We start from the raw sequence: 16267 nt of genomic DNA, 5'->3' as shown, positions 1-16267 counted from the left end.
GTCGTCAGTACTGTTGAGACAGCGATTTTGGCGAATGGTTCAGTTCAGTCCACAGGCTCGGGTGACAGTGCCTTTCTCATTCCCCTTCAAATGCCGCCGGGCCCGAACGGACTGATCGCTCAACTTCGCGATTATCGTGCGTAACGCACCCCGGCCTCGTTGACCTGGCCTCCCGGTCGGGATTAAATCGTTGCGCGTGTGATAACGCTTGCCTGGCGGGCGGCCGACACTCCTCCCGCCGTCGCCGCTGCCCGGCAGGCTTCGCCACGTCCGCGCTTGCCGGCGATTCCGCCCAACGACGATCAAGGAGACCAGACCAATGACCCGATCACTGCTTGCCCGCGCATCCATGACCGCCATATTGCTTGCAGCCGCCATGGGGGCGAGCGCTGGCGATGGCTCCAACGGGCAGCGTCCCTACCGTTTCGACTTCGGTAACGGCCCGGTCCAGCCGAGCTATACCGGCGTGCGCGCCGAGGATGCCTACACGCCGGAAAGGGGCTACGGGTTCAACACGCCGGAATCCATGGCCAACGTGGCCGCCGGCGGCACCGGCTTGGGCAGCGATGCGGTGCGTTTCCTGCAGTTCGGCACCAAGAGCGCCAACACGTTCAATGTCGACCTGAAGCCGGGCCTTTACAGGATCTCCGTCACCCTCGGCAATACGTCGCGGGCCAGCGTTGCCGCGGAGGGCGTGTACCAGGTGCTGAACATGACCGGCAATAACGCCACGGACTCGTTCGAGATGCCCGTGACGGACGGGCAACTGAACCTGCTCGTCACCGAAGGCAAGGCCGGCACGCAGTTTACGCTGAGCGCCCTGGAGATCAAGCGGATTTCGCGGGATCCGACGATGAGCCCCACCATCTGGGTGGGCGGCGATTCCACGGTGGCCAATTATTATCCGCTCGCCAGCAGCGTGCAGGGCGGGTGGGGGCAACTGCTGCCGGACTATGTCGACCTGCGCACATTCCAGGTCCGCAACATTGCCACGGGCGGCCAGATCGGGCGCGGCTTCCGCGACAGCGGCCAGCTCGAGACGATCCTGCAGTACAGCAAGGAGGGTGACCTCTTCCTGCTCGAGATGGGCATCAACGACACGAACCCGAAGAACGAGACCACGGAAGCGCAGTTCAAGGAAATCATGCGCGACATGGTGCGACAGGTTGCTGCCACCGGGGCGCGGCCGGTACTGGTCACGCCGCAAGGCCGCGCCACGGACTTCAATGCCGAAGGCGTGCACAGCTCGACAGGGCGCTGGTATCGCCGCGCCACGCTGGCCCTGGCGCAGGAGGAGAATGTGGCGCTGGTGGACTTGAACGTGTTGTCGTCGGCTTACTTCACGCAGATCGGCCCGGAAGCCACGCTGGCGCTGTACATGGCCGGAGACACCCTGCATCCCAACCGTGCTGGGGCTGCCGAGCTGGCAAGGCTGGTAGCGGAAGACCTCGATCGGCAGCAGATCCGGCCCGCGGCGGCGCAGTAGGGCATGAACGGGTGGCGCAGGCCGTCATGGCGGCGCCGCCCGCGGGCGCGACAGCCCGGAATCCTGATGCCTGATTGCCCTCCTGCCATTGCCGGGCGAGAGCCTTTGAGCTATAATTCAAAGGTTTAGCCAATACATATCCGTCGTAGCGCCTACCTCATCATTCCATTCTCATCCGACCCGCAGCCTGGCCCAGCCCGGCTAATTTTTTATGCGGGCTGCTGACGTGGCGCTGCTACGGTAACTTTACAGGAGTTGCCCTTGCCGCCATTTTTTTCTGGCCCATCCGTTCCAGCCATCCTGGCTCTTGCCGATGGTACCGTCTTCAAAGGTTATTCGATCGGCGCCGCCGGTCACACGACGGGCGAAGTTGTCTTCAATACGTCCATCACCGGCTATCAGGAAATCCTGACCGACCCCAGCTACTCGCGCCAGATCGTCACGCTGACGTATCCGCACATCGGTAACTACGGCATCAATGCCGAAGACGTCGAAGCCACGAAAGTCCACGCCGCCGGCCTGATCATCCGTGACCTGCCGCTGCTGGCCTCGAATTTCCGCTCCACCCAGTCGCTGGCCGACTACCTGAAGGCCGAGAATGTCGTCGCCATCGCCGGCATCGATACCCGCAAGCTGACGCGCCTGCTGCGCGAAAAAGGCGCGCAGGCCGGAGCGATCCTGACGGGCACGCTGGGCAACGAACCATTGGTGGCGCAGGCTGTCGAGCTGGCCCGCTCGTTCCCGGGTCTGGCCGGCATGGACCTGGCCAAGGTGGTCACCACGCAGGCGGCCTACGAGTTTACCGAGACGGAATGGAAGCTGGGCGAAGGCTACGGCAAGGTGGAGAATCCGCGCTTCCACGTGGTGGCGTTCGACTATGGCGTGAAGCGCAACATCCTGCGCATGCTGGCACAGCGCGGCTGCAAGGTCACCGTGCTGCCGGCGCAATCGACGGCGGCCGACGCGCTGGCCCTGAACCCGGACGGCATCTTCCTGGCCAACGGCCCGGGCGACCCGGAGCCATGCGACTACGCGATCCGCGCCACGCGCGAACTGATGGAAAAGCAGATCCCGACGTTCGGCATCTGCCTGGGCCACCAGATCATGGCGCTGGCTTCCGGCGCGAAGACGCTGAAGATGAAGTTCGGCCACCATGGCGCCAACCACCCGGTGCAGGACCTGGATTCGAAGCAGGTGCTGATCACGTCGCAGAACCACGGTTTCGCCGTGGATGCCGCGACGCTGCCCGACAACTGCCGCGTGACCCACGTGTCGCTGTTCGACGGTTCGCTGCAGGGCTTTGCCCGCACCGACACCCCCGCGTTCTGCTTCCAGGGCCACCCCGAAGCATCGCCTGGCCCTACCGACGTATCGTACCTGTTTGACCGCTTCATCTCGATGATGGAAGCAGCGGAGAAGAAATAAATGCCAAAACGTTCTGACATTAAAAGCATCCTGATTATCGGCTCCGGCCCGATCGTGATCGGCCAGGCCTGCGAATTCGACTACTCCGGCGCACAGGCCTGCAAGGCGCTGCGCGAAGAGGGTTATAAAGTCATCCTGGTGAACAGCAACCCGGCCACGATCATGACCGACCCCGAAATGGCGGACGTCACGTACATCGAGCCGATCACCTGGCAGGTGGTGGAGCGCATCCTGGCGAAAGAGCGCCCGGACGCGATCCTGCCGACGATGGGCGGCCAGACCGCGCTGAACTGCGCGCTGGACCTGCACAACAACGGCGTGCTGGCCAAGTACAACGTGGAGCTGATCGGCGCCACGCCGGAAGCCATCGACAAGGCCGAGGACCGTTCCAAGTTCAAGGACGCGATGACCAAGATCGGCCTCGGTTCGGCACGCTCGGGCGTGGCGCACTCGATGGAAGAGGCGTGGGCGGTGCAGCGCGAAGTGGGCTTCCCCACCATCATCCGGCCATCGTTCACGATGGGCGGCAGCGGTGGCGGCATCGCCTACAACGAGGAAGAGTTCGAGCAGATCTGCAAGCGCGGCCTGGAGGCTTCGCCGACCAACGAGCTGCTGATCGAGGAATCGCTGCTGGGCTGGAAAGAGTACGAGATGGAAGTGGTGCGCGACAAGGCGGACAACTGCATCATCATCTGCTCGATCGAGAACCTGGACCCGATGGGCGTGCACACCGGCGACTCGATCACCGTGGCACCGGCGCAGACGCTGACGGACAAGGAATACCAGATCATGCGCAATGCCTCGCTGGCGGTGCTGCGCGAGATTGGCGTGGATACGGGCGGCTCGAACGTGCAGTTCTCGATCAACCCGAAAGACGGCCGCATGATCGTCATCGAGATGAATCCGCGCGTGTCGCGTTCCTCGGCGCTGGCCTCGAAGGCCACCGGTTTCCCGATCGCCAAGGTTGCCGCGAAACTGGCCGTGGGCTTCACGCTCGATGAACTGCGCAACGAGATCACGGGCGGCGCCACGCCGGCATCGTTCGAACCGTCGATCGACTACGTCGTCACGAAGATCCCGCGCTTTGCATTCGAGAAGTTCCCGACCGCCGACGACCACCTCACCACGCAGATGAAATCGGTGGGCGAAGTGATGGCGATGGGCCGCACGTTCCAGGAATCGTTCCAGAAGGCGCTGCGCGGCCTGGAAGTGGGCGTCGACGGCATGAACCAGATGACGGTCGACCGCGAGAAGATCGAAGAGGAACTGGGCGAGCCGGGTCCGGAGCGCATCTGGTACGTGGGCGACGCGTTCGCCCAGGGCTTCACCATGGAAGAAGTGCACAACCTGACCAAGATCGACCCGTGGTTCCTCGTGCAGATCAAGGAAATCGTCGACCTGGAGCTGTGGCTGGACACCCAGAAGCTGGAAAACCTGGACAAGAACACGCTGTACCGCCTGAAGCAGAAGGGCTTCTCGGACCGCCGCCTGGCCTACCTGCTGCAGACCACCGACACGGCCGTGCGCGAGCAGCGTCGCGCGCTGGGCATTCGCCCGGTGTACAAGCGCGTGGACACGTGCGCCGCCGAATTCGCCACCAATACCGCGTACATGTACTCCACGTACGACGAGGAATGCGAATCGAACCCGACCGACAAGAAGAAGATCATGGTGCTGGGCGGCGGCCCGAACCGGATCGGCCAGGGTATCGAATTCGACTACTGCTGCGTGCACGCCGCGCTGGCGATGCGTGAAGACGGCTACGAGACCATCATGGTCAACTGCAACCCGGAAACCGTGTCGACCGACTACGACACGTCCGACCGCCTGTACTTCGAATCGCTGACGCTGGAAGACGTGCTGGAAATCGTCGAGCTGGAAAAGCCGGTCGGCGTGATCGTGCAGTACGGCGGCCAGACGCCGCTGAAGCTGGCGCTGGACTTGGAAAAGAACGGCGTGCCGATCGTCGGCACCTCGCCGGACATGATCGACGCGGCCGAAGACCGCGAGCGTTTCCAGAAGCTGCTGCAGGACCTGGAGCTGCGCCAGCCGCCAAACCGTACTGCGCGCACGGAAGAAGAAGCGCTGAAACTGGCCCAGGAAATCGGCTACCCGCTGGTGGTGCGTCCTTCCTATGTGCTGGGCGGCCGCGCGATGGAAATCGTGCACGAGCAGCGCGACCTGGAGCGCTACATGCGCGAAGCGGTCAAGGTATCGAACGATTCGCCCGTGCTGCTGGACCGCTTCCTGAACGACGCGATCGAGTGCGACGTGGATTGCATCTCCGATGGCGAGACCACGTTCATCGGCGGCGTGATGGAACACATCGAGCAGGCCGGCGTGCACTCGGGCGACTCCGCCTGCTCGCTGCCGCCGTATTCGCTGTCGCAGGAAACCATCGATGAACTGAAGCGCCAGACCGCGCTGATGGCCAAGGGCCTGAACGTCGTCGGCCTGATGAACGTGCAGTTCGCGATCCAGAAGCAGGAGATCGACGGCGAGCAGAAGGATGTCGTCTTCGTCCTGGAAGTGAACCCGCGCGCCTCGCGCACGGTGCCGTTCGTGTCGAAGGCCACCGGCCTGCAACTGGCGAAGATCGCCGCGCGCTGCATGGTGGGCCAGACGCTGTCGTCGCAGGGCATCACGCAGGAAGTCGTGCCGCCTTACTACAGCGTGAAGGAAGCCGTGTTCCCGTTCGTGAAGTTCCCGGGCGTCGACACGATCCTCGGTCCGGAAATGAAGTCGACCGGCGAGGTGATGGGCGTGGGCCAGACGTTCGCGGAAGCGTTCGTGAAGTCGCAGCTCGGCGCCGGCGTGAAACTGCCGAAGTCGGGCAAGGTGTTCCTGTCGGTGAAGGCGTCGGACAAGCCGCGCGCCGTGAAGGTGGCGCGCGACCTGGTCGAGGCGGGCTTCTCGCTGGTGGCCACGAAGGGCACGGCCGCCGTGATCTCGGCGGCGGGCATTCCCGTTACCCCGGTCAACAAGGTGGCCGAAGGCCGTCCGCACGTGGTCGACATGATCAAGAACCACGAGATCGCGCTGGTCATCAACACGGTCGAGGAAAAGCGCAGCGCCATCGTCGATTCGCGGGCGATCCGCACGTCGGCACTGCAATCGCGCGTGACGACCTACACGACGATCGCCGGCGCCGAGGCGGCGGTGGCCGGTATCCGTCACCTGGACGAGTTGCAGGTGTACGATTTACAAGGGCTGCATAAAACCTTAAACTAAGCCCTGACCGCGGGCCTTCGATGGCCCGCTGCAAGGCAACATCAAGTGACAACCTACAGAGCCCGCGCTCCATGGCGCGGGCTCTGTGCTTTTTCAATTACCCAAGAGACGACACATGAATTCTGTTCCACTCACCAAGTACGGCGCCGAGCTCCTGAAGGAAGAACTGCACCAGTTGAAGACGAAGGAACGCCGTATCGTCATCGATGCGATCGCCGAAGCGCGCTCGCATGGCGACCTGTCCGAAAACGCCGAATACGATGCCGCGAAAGAGCGGCAGGCGTTCGTCGAGGGCCGCATTGCCGAGCTGGAAGGCAAGCTGTCGAGCGCCCAGATCATCGACCCCGCCACGCTGGACGCGGAAGGCCGCGTGGTCTTCGGCGCCACCGTCGACCTGGAAGACCTGGAGTCGGGCCAGAAGGTCAGCTACCAGATCGTGGGCACCGACGAAGCCGACATCAAGGTCAACAAGGTGTCGGTGACGTCGCCGATCGCCCGCGCGCTGATCGGCAAGTCGGCCGGCGACGTGGTCGAGGTGCAGGCGCCGAGCGGCCCGCGCGAATACGAAATCCTCGAAGTGCACTACGTTTGATGCTGGCGAAGCTGCGCCTGCTGGTCGCCGTGCTGTGGGCGGGCAGCCTGTGGACGGTTGGCTACCTCGTCGCGCCCACGCTGTTTGCCACGCTGTCCGACCGTGTGCTGGCCGGCACGCTTGCCGGCGCGATGTTCCATGCCGAGGCGATGCTGTCGCTGGGGTGCGCGCTGGCGCTGGTGGCATTGCTGAAGTTCGCCACGCCCGACTGGACACCGGCACGCCGGCGCACCGTGCTGGCGCTGGTGGCTGCGATGGCGCTGTGCACCGTCGTGAGCCATTTCGGCCTGCAGCCGATGATGGCCGAACTGCGCGCCGCGGCAGGTCCCGGCGGCGTGATGGAATCGGCCGCCAAGTCGCGTTTCGGCATGCTGCACGGGATCTCCAGCGTGATCTACCTGGTGCAGAGTTTCCTGGCCGGCTGGCTCATCCTGAAGCAATAAAAAACCCGGGACAGACCCTGGTTTTAAGGAAATTTCCTCAAAACCAGGGTCTGTCCCGGGTTTCTGCGGCGTCCGGCTTGCGCAGGAGCAGCCGAACAATCAGACGAACAATCAGCCGACGTTCTTCTTGGTGCTCGTCTGGCGCTTCTTGGCACGCTTGATGGTGCCGCCTTCGGTGACGCGCTCGTTCCCTTTCAGCATGACCTTGCTGACGGAAGGCTTCTTGGTGCCGCTGGCACTGGGCTTGACGATGGTGACCATGCGCATGCCCTTGCCGGTTTTCGCGGAACGGGCTTTCTCGGTTTCCTTTTTCGGGCGGTACAGCACCAGCAGCTTGCCGATGTGCTGCACGGGAGCGGCTTCGAGCTGTGCGCAGATGGTTTCGTACATTTCGATGCGGGCTTCGCGGTCGTCGCCGAACACGCGGACCTTGATCAGGCCGTGGGAATCCAGTCCCAGGTCGATTTCCTTCATCACGGCCTCGGAAAGGCCGGCTTCCCCAATGAGGACGATGGGCTTGAGCGCGTGGGCTTCTGCGCGCAGGGCGCTGCGCTCAACAGGGGTCAGATTCAACATAATGATTTATAGGTAGTTCTCTTAAAGGCAGTATTCTACGCGAATGGCAAAGAACAAATTAAACAAAAACTGGTTGCACGACCATATTAACGACCCTTACGTCAAGGCGGCGCAAAAGGATGGCTACCGCGCCCGCGCGGCCTACAAGCTGAAGGAGATCGACGAGGATGAAAATCTGGTCCGGCCGGGCCAGGTGATCGTCGACCTGGGCTGCACGCCCGGCAGCTGGGGGCAGTACGTGCGCCGCAAGCTGGCCGGCAAGGAAGGCGGCGGCATCAATGGCACGATCATCGGCCTCGATATCCTGCCGATGGAACCGATCGCCGACATGCACTTCATCCAGGGCGATTTCCGCGAGCAGGAGAGCGTCGACCAGCTGGCTGCGGTGCTGCAGGGCCGCAAGGTCGACCTGGTGCTGTCGGACATGGCGCCCAATCTTTCCGGTATCGCCATCGCAGATGCGGCCAGGATGGAAGACCTGATCGACCTGGCGATCGAATTTTCGCAACTGCACCTGAAGCCGGGTGGCGCATTGCTGGTGAAATGCTTCAAGGACATGGGTTTTTCGCAGATCGTGGAGAAATTCCGCCATGAGTTCAAAACCGTCACGCAAAAGAAACCCAAGGCAAGCCGGGAAAAATCTTCGGAGATATTCCTGCTTGGCCGCGGCGTGAAGAATCCCGCGCAAAGTTGATGCGGCTGTACTGATTTCCAGCGATGGTTTGCGTAAAAGGGTGGAAAAAACGCCGGGACACCCTTGTTTTTCGCGCCCGGAGCCGCACATCGGCAGCACGTGGCGCGCAGCGCACACCCGCAGTGCCGCTTCCGGCGCGCGTTTTGACGATTCGATATGTGCGCGGCTGCTTTTGCGCACCTTTAGGCCGCCTTGTAGCACGCTTTGGCCTATTGCGGGTAAAATCGAATTTCTGCTACAGGTAACAGGTGCGCGAGCATCCAAGGAGTTTTCGTGAATAACATGTTTTCCAAATCCGCCATCTGGGTTGTCGTAGCCCTGTTGTTGTTCATGCTGTTCAAGCAATTCGACAACCACAGCATCTCCGGCGGCAGCAAGACCATCGCGTATTCCGACCTGCTGGATGAAATCAAGGCGAAGCGCATCAAGGACCTCGTTATCGAGGGCAGCACGATCACGGCGACGAAAACGGACGATACGCGTGTCCGTACCACGTCCACCTACCTGGACCGTGGCCTGATCGGCGACCTGCGCGACAATGGCGTGCGTTTCGACGTGCGCCCGCCGGAGGAGCCGTCGTTCCTGCAGCAGGTCTTCGTGTCCTGGTTCCCGATGCTGCTGCTGATCGGCGTGTGGATCTTCTTCATGCGGCAGATGCAGGGCGGCGGCAAGGGCGGTGCATTCTCGTTCGGCAAGTCGAAGGCCCGCATGTTGGATGAAACCAACAATACCGTCACGTTCTCCGATGTGGCCGGCTGCGATGAAGCCAAGGAAGAAGTGACGGAGATCGTCGATTTCCTGCGCGACCCGACCAAGTTCCAGAAACTGGGCGGCCGGATTCCGCGTGGCGTGCTCATGGTGGGCCCGCCGGGTACCGGTAAAACGCTGCTGGCGCGTGCCATCGCCGGCGAAGCGAAAGTGCCGTTCTTCTCGATCTCGGGTTCCGATTTCGTCGAGATGTTCGTCGGCGTGGGTGCGTCCCGCGTGCGCGACATGTTTGAAAACGCCAAGAAACATTCGCCGTGCATCATCTTCATCGACGAGATCGATGCGGTGGGTCGTCACCGCGGCGCCGGCATGGGCGGCGGCAACGACGAGCGCGAACAGACGCTGAACCAGCTGCTGGTCGAGATGGACGGTTTCGAGGCTTCCTCGGGCGTCATCGTGATCGCCGCAACAAACCGCGCCGATGTGCTGGACAAGGCGCTGCTGCGTCCGGGCCGATTCGACCGCCAGGTCTCCGTGGGCTTGCCGGACATCCGCGGCCGCGAACAGATCCTGAACGTGCACATGCGCAAGGTGCCGATCAGCACCGACGTGAAGGCCGATATCCTGGCCCGCGGTACCCCCGGCTTCTCCGGCGCCGACCTGGCCAACCTGGTCAACGAAGCGGCACTGTTCGCCGCACGCCGCAGCAAGCGCCTCGTGGACATGGCCGATTTCGAGGATGCCAAGGACAAGATCTTCATGGGCCCGGAACGCAAGTCGATGGTGATCCGCGAAGAGGAACGCCGCAACACGGCGTACCACGAGTCCGGCCACGCCGTCGTCGCGAAGCTCCTGCCGAAGGCCGACCCGGTGCACAAGGTCACCATCATGCCGCGCGGCTGGGCCCTGGGCCTGACTTGGCAGCTGCCCGAGCACGACCGGATTTCGGGCTACAAGGACAAGATGCTGGAAGAAATCTCGATCCTGTTCGGCGGCCGTATTGCCGAGGAACTGTTCGTCGGCCAGATGTCCACCGGCGCGTCGAACGACTTCCAGCGCGCCACGAAACTGGCCCGCTCGATGGTCACGAAATTCGGCATGTCCGACTCGCTGGGCGTGATGGTCTACGAAGACGAAGCCAATGAAGGCTTCATGGGTGGCACCAACAAGACCATTTCGGAAGCCACGCAGCAGAAAGTCGATGCCGAGATCCGCGCGATCCTCGACACGCAATATGCGCTGGCGCGCAAGCTGCTTGACGAAAACCGCGACAAGGTCGAGGCGATGACGAAGGCTCTGCTCGACTGGGAAACCATCGATGCCGACCAGATCAACGACATCATGGCCGGCCATGAACCGCGCCCGCCGAAGGCCGGCGTCACGATTCGCAAGCAGCCGAACGGCGACGGTCCGTCGTCGCCTTCGCCGAACGCCACCGCGCCGGCGTAAGCTGCTGTCGATGTTGTCATCAAAAGGGTGAGGAGCGATCCTCGCCCTTTTCATTTGTAGAAATCATGTCCCAGATCCCATTCGGCCGGTACAGTCTGCCGGCCAATCGTGCCCTCGTCATGGGCATCCTGAACGTCACTCCCGATTCGTTTTCCGATGGCGGCAAGTTTGCGGCGCTGGACTATGCGTTGTCCCATGCCGAGCAGATGATCCGCGATGGCGCCGATATCATCGACGTCGGCGGCGAATCCACGCGGCCCGGTGCGCCGCTCGTGCCGGCCGAGGAAGAGTTGCGCCGTGTGCTTCCCGTGCTCTATGCGCTACGCGACTGCGGCACGCCGGTCTCGCTCGACACCTACAAGCCTGCGCTGATGAAGGAAGCCGTGCTGGCAGGCGTCGACATGGTCAACGATATCAATGCTTTCCGCGCACCGGGAGCGATCGAAGCCGTGCGCGACAGCGACTGCGCGCTGTGCATCATGCATATGCTTGACAAACCTGCAACAATGCAGGATAAACCCTCCTATGAAGATGTTGTGGTGGAAGTAACGACGTTCTTGCGCGAACGGATCGATGCGCTCACGAATGCCGGGATTGACCGGAGTCGTCTGTGGATCGATCCGGGGTTTGGTTTTGGCAAGACTGTCGACCATAATTATGCTTTGCTCAAGGCCGGCAGGCGAATGATTGACGAGCTCGGCGTTCCGCTGCTGGCGGGCGTGTCGCGCAAGTCGATGATCGGCGCCGTGACCGGCAAGCCCGTCGAAGGGCGCCTGGCCGGCAGCATCGGCGGCGCGCTGGCCGCCGTTGCCCATGGGGCCGGCATCGTTCGCGTGCATGACGTCGCCGAGACGGTCGACGCCCTGAAGGTATGGCACGCTGCTCAATAAAACTTAACTGAAGAGAATAATATGGCACGTAAATATTTTGGAACCGATGGGGTTCGTGGCCTGGTCGGTGAAGCACCGATCACGCCGGATTTCGTGATGCGCCTGGGTTATGCCGCCGGCAAAGTGCTGGCGCGGACGGCAACGGCGGGCGCGGCCCGGCCGACTGTGCTGATCGGCAAGGACACCCGGATCTCCGGCTACATGCTGGAAGCGGCACTCGAAGCGGGCTTCGCCGCGGCAGGCGTGGACGTGATGCTGGCCGGCCCGATGCCCACGCCGGCAATCGCCTACCTGACCCGCGCACTGCGGCTGCAGGCCGGTGTCGTGATTTCGGCATCGCACAATCCGTTCCAGGATAACGGCATCAAGTTCTTTTCCGAGCAGGGCACGAAGCTGCCCGATTCCGTGGAACTGGCCATCGAGGCGCAGATCGACCAGCCGATGGGATGCGTGCCTTCCGAAAAGCTCGGTCGCGCCAAGCGCCTGGAAGACGCACGGGGCCGCTACATCGAATTCTGCAAGAGCACGTTCCCGAACGAGCTGGACCTGCGCGGCCTGAAGATCGTCGTGGACAGCGCCCATGGCGCCGCGTTCAACATCGCCCCGCACGTCTTCCATGAACTGGGCGCCGAAGTGGTGTCGATCGGTAACAAGCCGGACGGCTTCAATATCAACGAAGGCCACGGTGCCACCGCGCCGAAGGCCATGGCCGCCGCCGTGCTGGCGCACGATGCCGATCTCGGCATTGCGCTGGACGGCGATGCGGACCGCTTGATCATGTGCGACGCGAACGGCCGCCTCTACAACGGCGACGAACTGCTCTACGTGATGGTGATGGACCGCCTGGCCACCGGCGAAGTGAAGGGCGCGGTCGGCACGCTGATGACGAACATGGCGCTGGAAGTCGCGTTCAAGGAAAAAGGCATCGGCTTCGCGCGCGCCAAGGTGGGCGACCGCTACGTGCTCGAAGTCATGAAGGAAAATGGCTGGATCCTGGGCGGCGAGGGCAGCGGCCACCTGCTGGCGCTGGACAAGCACACCACCGGCGACGGCATTGTTTCGGCACTGCAGGTGCTGTCCGCGCTGAAGCGCAGCGGCCAGACGCTGGCCCAGATCGCCGGCCAGCTGGAACTGTTCCCGCAAACGCTGATCAACGTGCGCGTGCCTGCCGGCTTCGACTGGCAGAAGAACCCCGAAATGGTGGCCGAGAAGGAACTCGTGGAGCGCGAGCTGGGCGATACCGGTCGCGTGCTGATCCGGGCATCCGGCACCGAGCCGCTGATCCGCGTGATGGTCGAGGCGCGTGATGAAAACCTGGCGCAGAAGTGCGCGCGCCGCATTGCCGACAAGGTCGAAGTGCCTCAGGCGAACGCTGCCTGAAGCATCGCCAGGCCGCATCGACGCTCGTGGTGTCAGGCGGCCAGCAGTTATTCACACAGCGGGCGCCTGCTCGCTGTTCTTGTATCCGGGCTTGCACGGCCCGGCATGCCGCCCATAGTCCATAGCTCATAGCTCGGCTCGATAAAGCACCGACCCTGCGGGGCGCAGTTCGCAGATCTTGTTTGACGTTCTGCCCTGGTGTACTTCGACCACGGGCGTGGTCATGGAGCTCTCGCTTACAGCGCAGTACTTTTTGCTGGCGACCGCTAGCGATGTCTTCTATCGAACATTGAGAACTGGCAGGTTTCCGCTATCTCAAGCAGCACTAACGCGGCATCAGGCCAGACGTGTGGGTGAACAGGCGCTGCCGAGTTCAGCGTTACTGATGAGATTTTCCCGCGGGCACGCGATGCGGTATACTAATGGCCACGTGCCCGTCGTTCAACGGATAGGACAGCGGTCTTCTAAACCGCGAATGGGGGTTCGATTCCCTCCGGGTGCGCCAAGATCAGTTCACATCAGTACCTGGGATGAGTCTTCCCGGTACCGTCCCGGTTTATCAGCCGCCAGCCGCCAGCCGCCGTGACTGGTTACCTTCCGTTCCGCCCAGTCGCTCTTCCAAGTACCAGTGCCATGCCCGCCACGGCAGTATGCCGCCTTCCCGGACCAGGCTCGTCGTTCACTTGCACGGTACCTTCGCCATGGCCGCATGCCGCGGCACCGGAACCTGCGCGCTGATTTCCATCGGCGCTAGCGCGCCGCCGGGACCACCACCAGCCGGGCATCGGGTGATTTGGTCCGCGCCAACAGCCAGGCCTGGGCGCGCTTGACCTCGGCGGTCGGGGGCATGCGCTTGCAGCGGGCGATCAGGGCAGGGGCCTCGGCCGCCGGCTTGTCCGTGGTTGCGGCGACCAGAACGATCCCCATCATGACATCGGCGCAGGCCGGGTACTGGGCCACGAACTCGGCCCCAACGTCGGCGGCGGTACCGCGCCAGGCATCGCGCCGCGCGTCGCGCTGTGCCAGTTCCTCACGCAGGCCGGCAATGGTGGCGTCGCGCTCGCGCAAGCCCTGCTGGGTGTCGCGGTAGATCTCGGCCAGGATGTCGGCCTTCAATACCCCCACGTCTACCCGACTGTCTCGGCCTGGTGTACGACGAGCGACGCGCCATCCAACCCGGCTTCCGGCAGCCGCTTCTCGATCGCTGCAATCGCGGCTGCCGGCATGCGCGGACCGATGAGGGTCAGTTCGATGCGGCGCTGCAAGGGGCTGAGCTGGGTGTCGACCACATGGGTCGGGCCGCCGCCGAACTCCTGCCGCACGAACTGGCGCGCACGGTGACCGAACACTTCGTTGTCGCCCAGCTGGATCGCCAGGTAGATGCTGGGCAGCCCCGTCAGCAGAACGACGGTCAGGAGCGTGCGTTTGACGCGCCGCTCGACGTGCCCGTCGACGAATTTCCGGTGCGGCAGGCGCAGGTACTCGATGACGATCACGGTCGACACGGCGATGAACACGCAGTTGATCGAGAACAGGTAGAAGGCGCCGCCAAATACCGCCCAGTTTCCGTTAGCCAGTCCGTAGCCGGCCGTGCACAGCGGCGGCATCAACGCGGTGGCGATCGCCACGCCGGGGATGACGTTCGACTTTTCGCGCCGGGTCAGCCCAATGATGCCGGCGAGGCCGCCGGCCAGGGCGATCAGGACATCCCACAAGGTCGGCGTGGTGCGCGCAAGTAATTCCGATTGCGCCTCGTCGAGCGGTGTCAGCAGAAAATACAGGGTCGAGGTGGCAAGGCTGATGAACGCTGCGATTGCCAGGTTGAGCAAGGAACGCCGGATCAGGGCGAAATCGAAGATGCCGATACCGTAGCCGATGCCGACGATCGGTCCCATCAGCGGCGAGATCAGCATCGCGCCGATGATCACGGCGGGCGAGTTGATATTCAATCCGATCGAAGCGACCACGATCGCGAACATCAGAATCCAGGGCGTCGCCCCGCGCAACTCGACGCCCGCACGCAGGCTGCTGTCGATGACGTCGTCGTCCGCCTTGTCATGCAGCAGGCTGAAACGGTGGGCGATCGGGACGGGAGTCTCGGACTGCGGTGTGAACAGCTTGTCGGTTTCGCTCATGATCAGACTCGGATTCGCGCATGGGGCATGCGCTGCGGGCATGGGCGCTCATGATACCAGCGCGAAGATGCCCGGCCGAGCCGGGAAGAACTGCAGCCACGTTGTGGCGCCTTTCGCCAGGATAAGGGTCTCGATCCAGTTGGCAGATCGGTCATTTCCCTGCGCTTGCGTTCCTCCCACGTCGCCACCTTGTATTTCCGATCGGTCGTTCACATTTAAGCACGGAACGCCGCCGTTGCGCATGCAAGGCATGCCCGGCTTCCGGCTGTATTCGTCGGCACGATGCCGGCGCTCGCCAAAGGTCAAGCCATGCACGAACACGAACACGAACGACGCGAACCGATGTTGCGCAGCGATGCGGCCAAGGCGGCCATCATCGAGGAAGCGCTGCGCCTGTGCGAAAGCGAAGGCATCGATGGCGCGATCCGCTACATGGAACAGCACCAGCTCGATCGACCGACGATCCTGCGGGTCTTGTGCTCGCCGAAATTCCACCGCTGATTCAGTCATGCAGCGGGCGTGGCAATCACGCAACCATAATATTTACCCGCAAATAGTTGTCGTTGTTATAATTGCACGCTTCTGTTTCGGAGGTGTCATGTCGGAGATCCGGTTTTCCAGCAATTACCAGGACCTGAGCCAGTCGTCCGGCGTCGATGCCGGTTTCCAGTTCGAATTCTATTGCGAACGTTGTAACGATCGCTGGCGCACGCATTACAAGCCCTACCGCAGCGGCCAGGCGTCCGGCTGGATCCAGAAGGGTGCGAGCATCTTCGGCGGCCTGCTGGGCAATGCCAGCACGGTCGTGAGCGGCATGGCGCAGGCAGGCTGGCACGGCGCACGCGACGACGCGTTCAAGGAAGCGATCGCGGATGCCAAGGCGCACTTCAACCGCTGCGGCAATTGCCATGATTATGTGTGCGAGCCTTGTTTCGACACGGCCAACGGCCTGTGCTTCAATTGCGCGCCGAACGTGCAGGTGGCCATCACGAAGGCGCGCGCGCAAGGCGAAGTGCGCAGCGCGGCCGACCGGGCTGGAAACGAAGGTGAAAGCCGCGGCACGCGCCACGACGTCAAGCAGGACATGCAGCTCGTTTGCCCGCAGTGCCGGGCCGAAACGCACGGCGCCAAGTTTTGCCCCGAGTGCGGTTACAAGATGGCGCAGCAGCTACCTTGCACCGCATGTTCCACGCTGCTGCAACCAGGCACGAAGTTCTGCACGGAGTGCGGTCACCGCCAGGGCTGACCGAAGGGCCGC

The 16267-nt window shown here is 63.0% G+C and carries 14 protein-coding genes and 1 tRNA gene; 12 read left to right on the top strand and 3 right to left on the bottom strand.

Features of this window, described 5'->3' with window-relative positions; all coding sequences use genetic code 11:
- Window positions 1-319 precede the first annotated feature (319 nt).
- The 5 genes from ACY65G_RS07345 to ACY65G_RS07325 all read left to right on the top strand — a co-directional run bounded on the left by ACY65G_RS07345 (window position 320) and on the right by ACY65G_RS07325 (window position 7177).
- Entirely contained in the window at window positions 320-1486 is a 1167-nt protein-coding gene (locus ACY65G_RS07345; RefSeq protein WP_464996705.1) for a rhamnogalacturonan acetylesterase, read from the top strand.
- A 261-nt stretch (window positions 1487-1747) separates the two neighbouring features.
- Entirely contained in the window at window positions 1748-2911 is a 1164-nt protein-coding gene (carA, locus tag ACY65G_RS07340) for a glutamine-hydrolyzing carbamoyl-phosphate synthase small subunit (protein ID WP_464996704.1), read from the top strand.
- A complete protein-coding gene (gene carB / locus ACY65G_RS07335) occupies window positions 2912-6142 on the top strand; it encodes a carbamoyl-phosphate synthase large subunit (RefSeq protein ID WP_464996703.1) in 3231 nt (1076 codons plus the stop codon).
- 115 nt (window positions 6143-6257) lie between these two features.
- Entirely contained in the window at window positions 6258-6734 is a 477-nt protein-coding gene (gene greA / locus ACY65G_RS07330) for a transcription elongation factor GreA (protein ID WP_130185134.1), read from the top strand.
- Window positions 6734-7177: a DUF4149 domain-containing protein gene (locus ACY65G_RS07325; RefSeq protein ID WP_464996702.1), complete on the top strand. Its 444-nt coding sequence runs from the start codon at window positions 6734-6736 to the stop codon at window positions 7175-7177. The genes greA and ACY65G_RS07325 overlap by 1 nt, the downstream gene beginning before the upstream one ends.
- A gap of 111 nt (window positions 7178-7288) precedes the next feature.
- On the opposite strand, the gene yhbY is transcribed toward ACY65G_RS07325, so the two are convergent.
- Window positions 7289-7753, bottom strand: a complete 465-nt coding sequence (gene yhbY / locus ACY65G_RS07320) for a ribosome assembly RNA-binding protein YhbY (RefSeq protein WP_464996701.1) — start codon at window positions 7751-7753, stop codon at window positions 7289-7291.
- A gap of 43 nt (window positions 7754-7796) precedes the next feature.
- On the opposite strand from yhbY, the gene ACY65G_RS07315 reads away from it, so the two are divergent.
- The 5 genes from ACY65G_RS07315 (at window position 7797) to ACY65G_RS07295 (ending at window position 13379) form a co-directional block, all read left to right on the top strand.
- On the top strand, window positions 7797-8447 hold the full coding sequence (locus ACY65G_RS07315; RefSeq protein WP_464996700.1) for an RlmE family RNA methyltransferase: 651 nt from the start codon (window positions 7797-7799) through the stop codon (window positions 8445-8447).
- A gap of 273 nt (window positions 8448-8720) precedes the next feature.
- Entirely contained in the window at window positions 8721-10604 is a 1884-nt protein-coding gene (gene ftsH, locus ACY65G_RS07310) for an ATP-dependent zinc metalloprotease FtsH (protein WP_464996699.1), read from the top strand.
- 65 nt (window positions 10605-10669) lie between these two features.
- Window positions 10670-11494 (top strand): dihydropteroate synthase, encoded by an 825-nt coding sequence (gene folP / locus ACY65G_RS07305; RefSeq protein ID WP_464996698.1) that lies wholly within the window; start codon window positions 10670-10672, stop codon window positions 11492-11494.
- A 21-nt stretch (window positions 11495-11515) separates the two neighbouring features.
- Window positions 11516-12874: a phosphoglucosamine mutase gene (glmM, locus tag ACY65G_RS07300; protein ID WP_464996697.1), complete on the top strand. Its 1359-nt coding sequence runs from the start codon at window positions 11516-11518 to the stop codon at window positions 12872-12874.
- Between the two features lie 430 nt (window positions 12875-13304).
- Window positions 13305-13379: transfer RNA gene (locus tag ACY65G_RS07295), tRNA-Arg, on the top strand.
- A gap of 245 nt (window positions 13380-13624) precedes the next feature.
- Here the strand turns inward: ACY65G_RS07295 and ACY65G_RS07290 are convergent.
- Together ACY65G_RS07290 and ACY65G_RS07285 are read right to left on the bottom strand one after the other, a co-directional pair.
- Window positions 13625-13990 carry a hypothetical protein gene (locus ACY65G_RS07290; RefSeq protein ID WP_464996696.1) on the bottom strand — a complete coding sequence of 122 codons (366 nt, stop codon included), beginning with the start codon at window positions 13988-13990 and terminating at the stop codon, window positions 13625-13627.
- A gap of 11 nt (window positions 13991-14001) precedes the next feature.
- A complete protein-coding gene (locus ACY65G_RS07285) occupies window positions 14002-15009 on the bottom strand; it encodes a DUF389 domain-containing protein (protein ID WP_464996695.1) in 1008 nt (335 codons plus the stop codon).
- A gap of 309 nt (window positions 15010-15318) precedes the next feature.
- Between ACY65G_RS07285 and ACY65G_RS07280 the strand changes: the two genes are divergently transcribed.
- Window positions 15319-15510 (top strand): hypothetical protein, encoded by a 192-nt coding sequence (locus ACY65G_RS07280; protein ID WP_464996694.1) that lies wholly within the window; start codon window positions 15319-15321, stop codon window positions 15508-15510.
- A 97-nt stretch (window positions 15511-15607) separates the two neighbouring features.
- Complete coding sequence (locus tag ACY65G_RS07275; RefSeq protein WP_464996693.1) at window positions 15608-16255, top strand: zinc ribbon domain-containing protein; 648 nt, start codon at window positions 15608-15610, stop codon at window positions 16253-16255.
- Window positions 16256-16267: the final 12 nt, after the last annotated feature.

The sequence above is a fragment of the Pseudoduganella sp. jia 12 genome, from assembly GCF_055502675.1.
The sequence above is the reverse complement of the archived record's forward strand: the minus strand, read 5'-3'. Positions and strand labels throughout refer to the sequence as shown.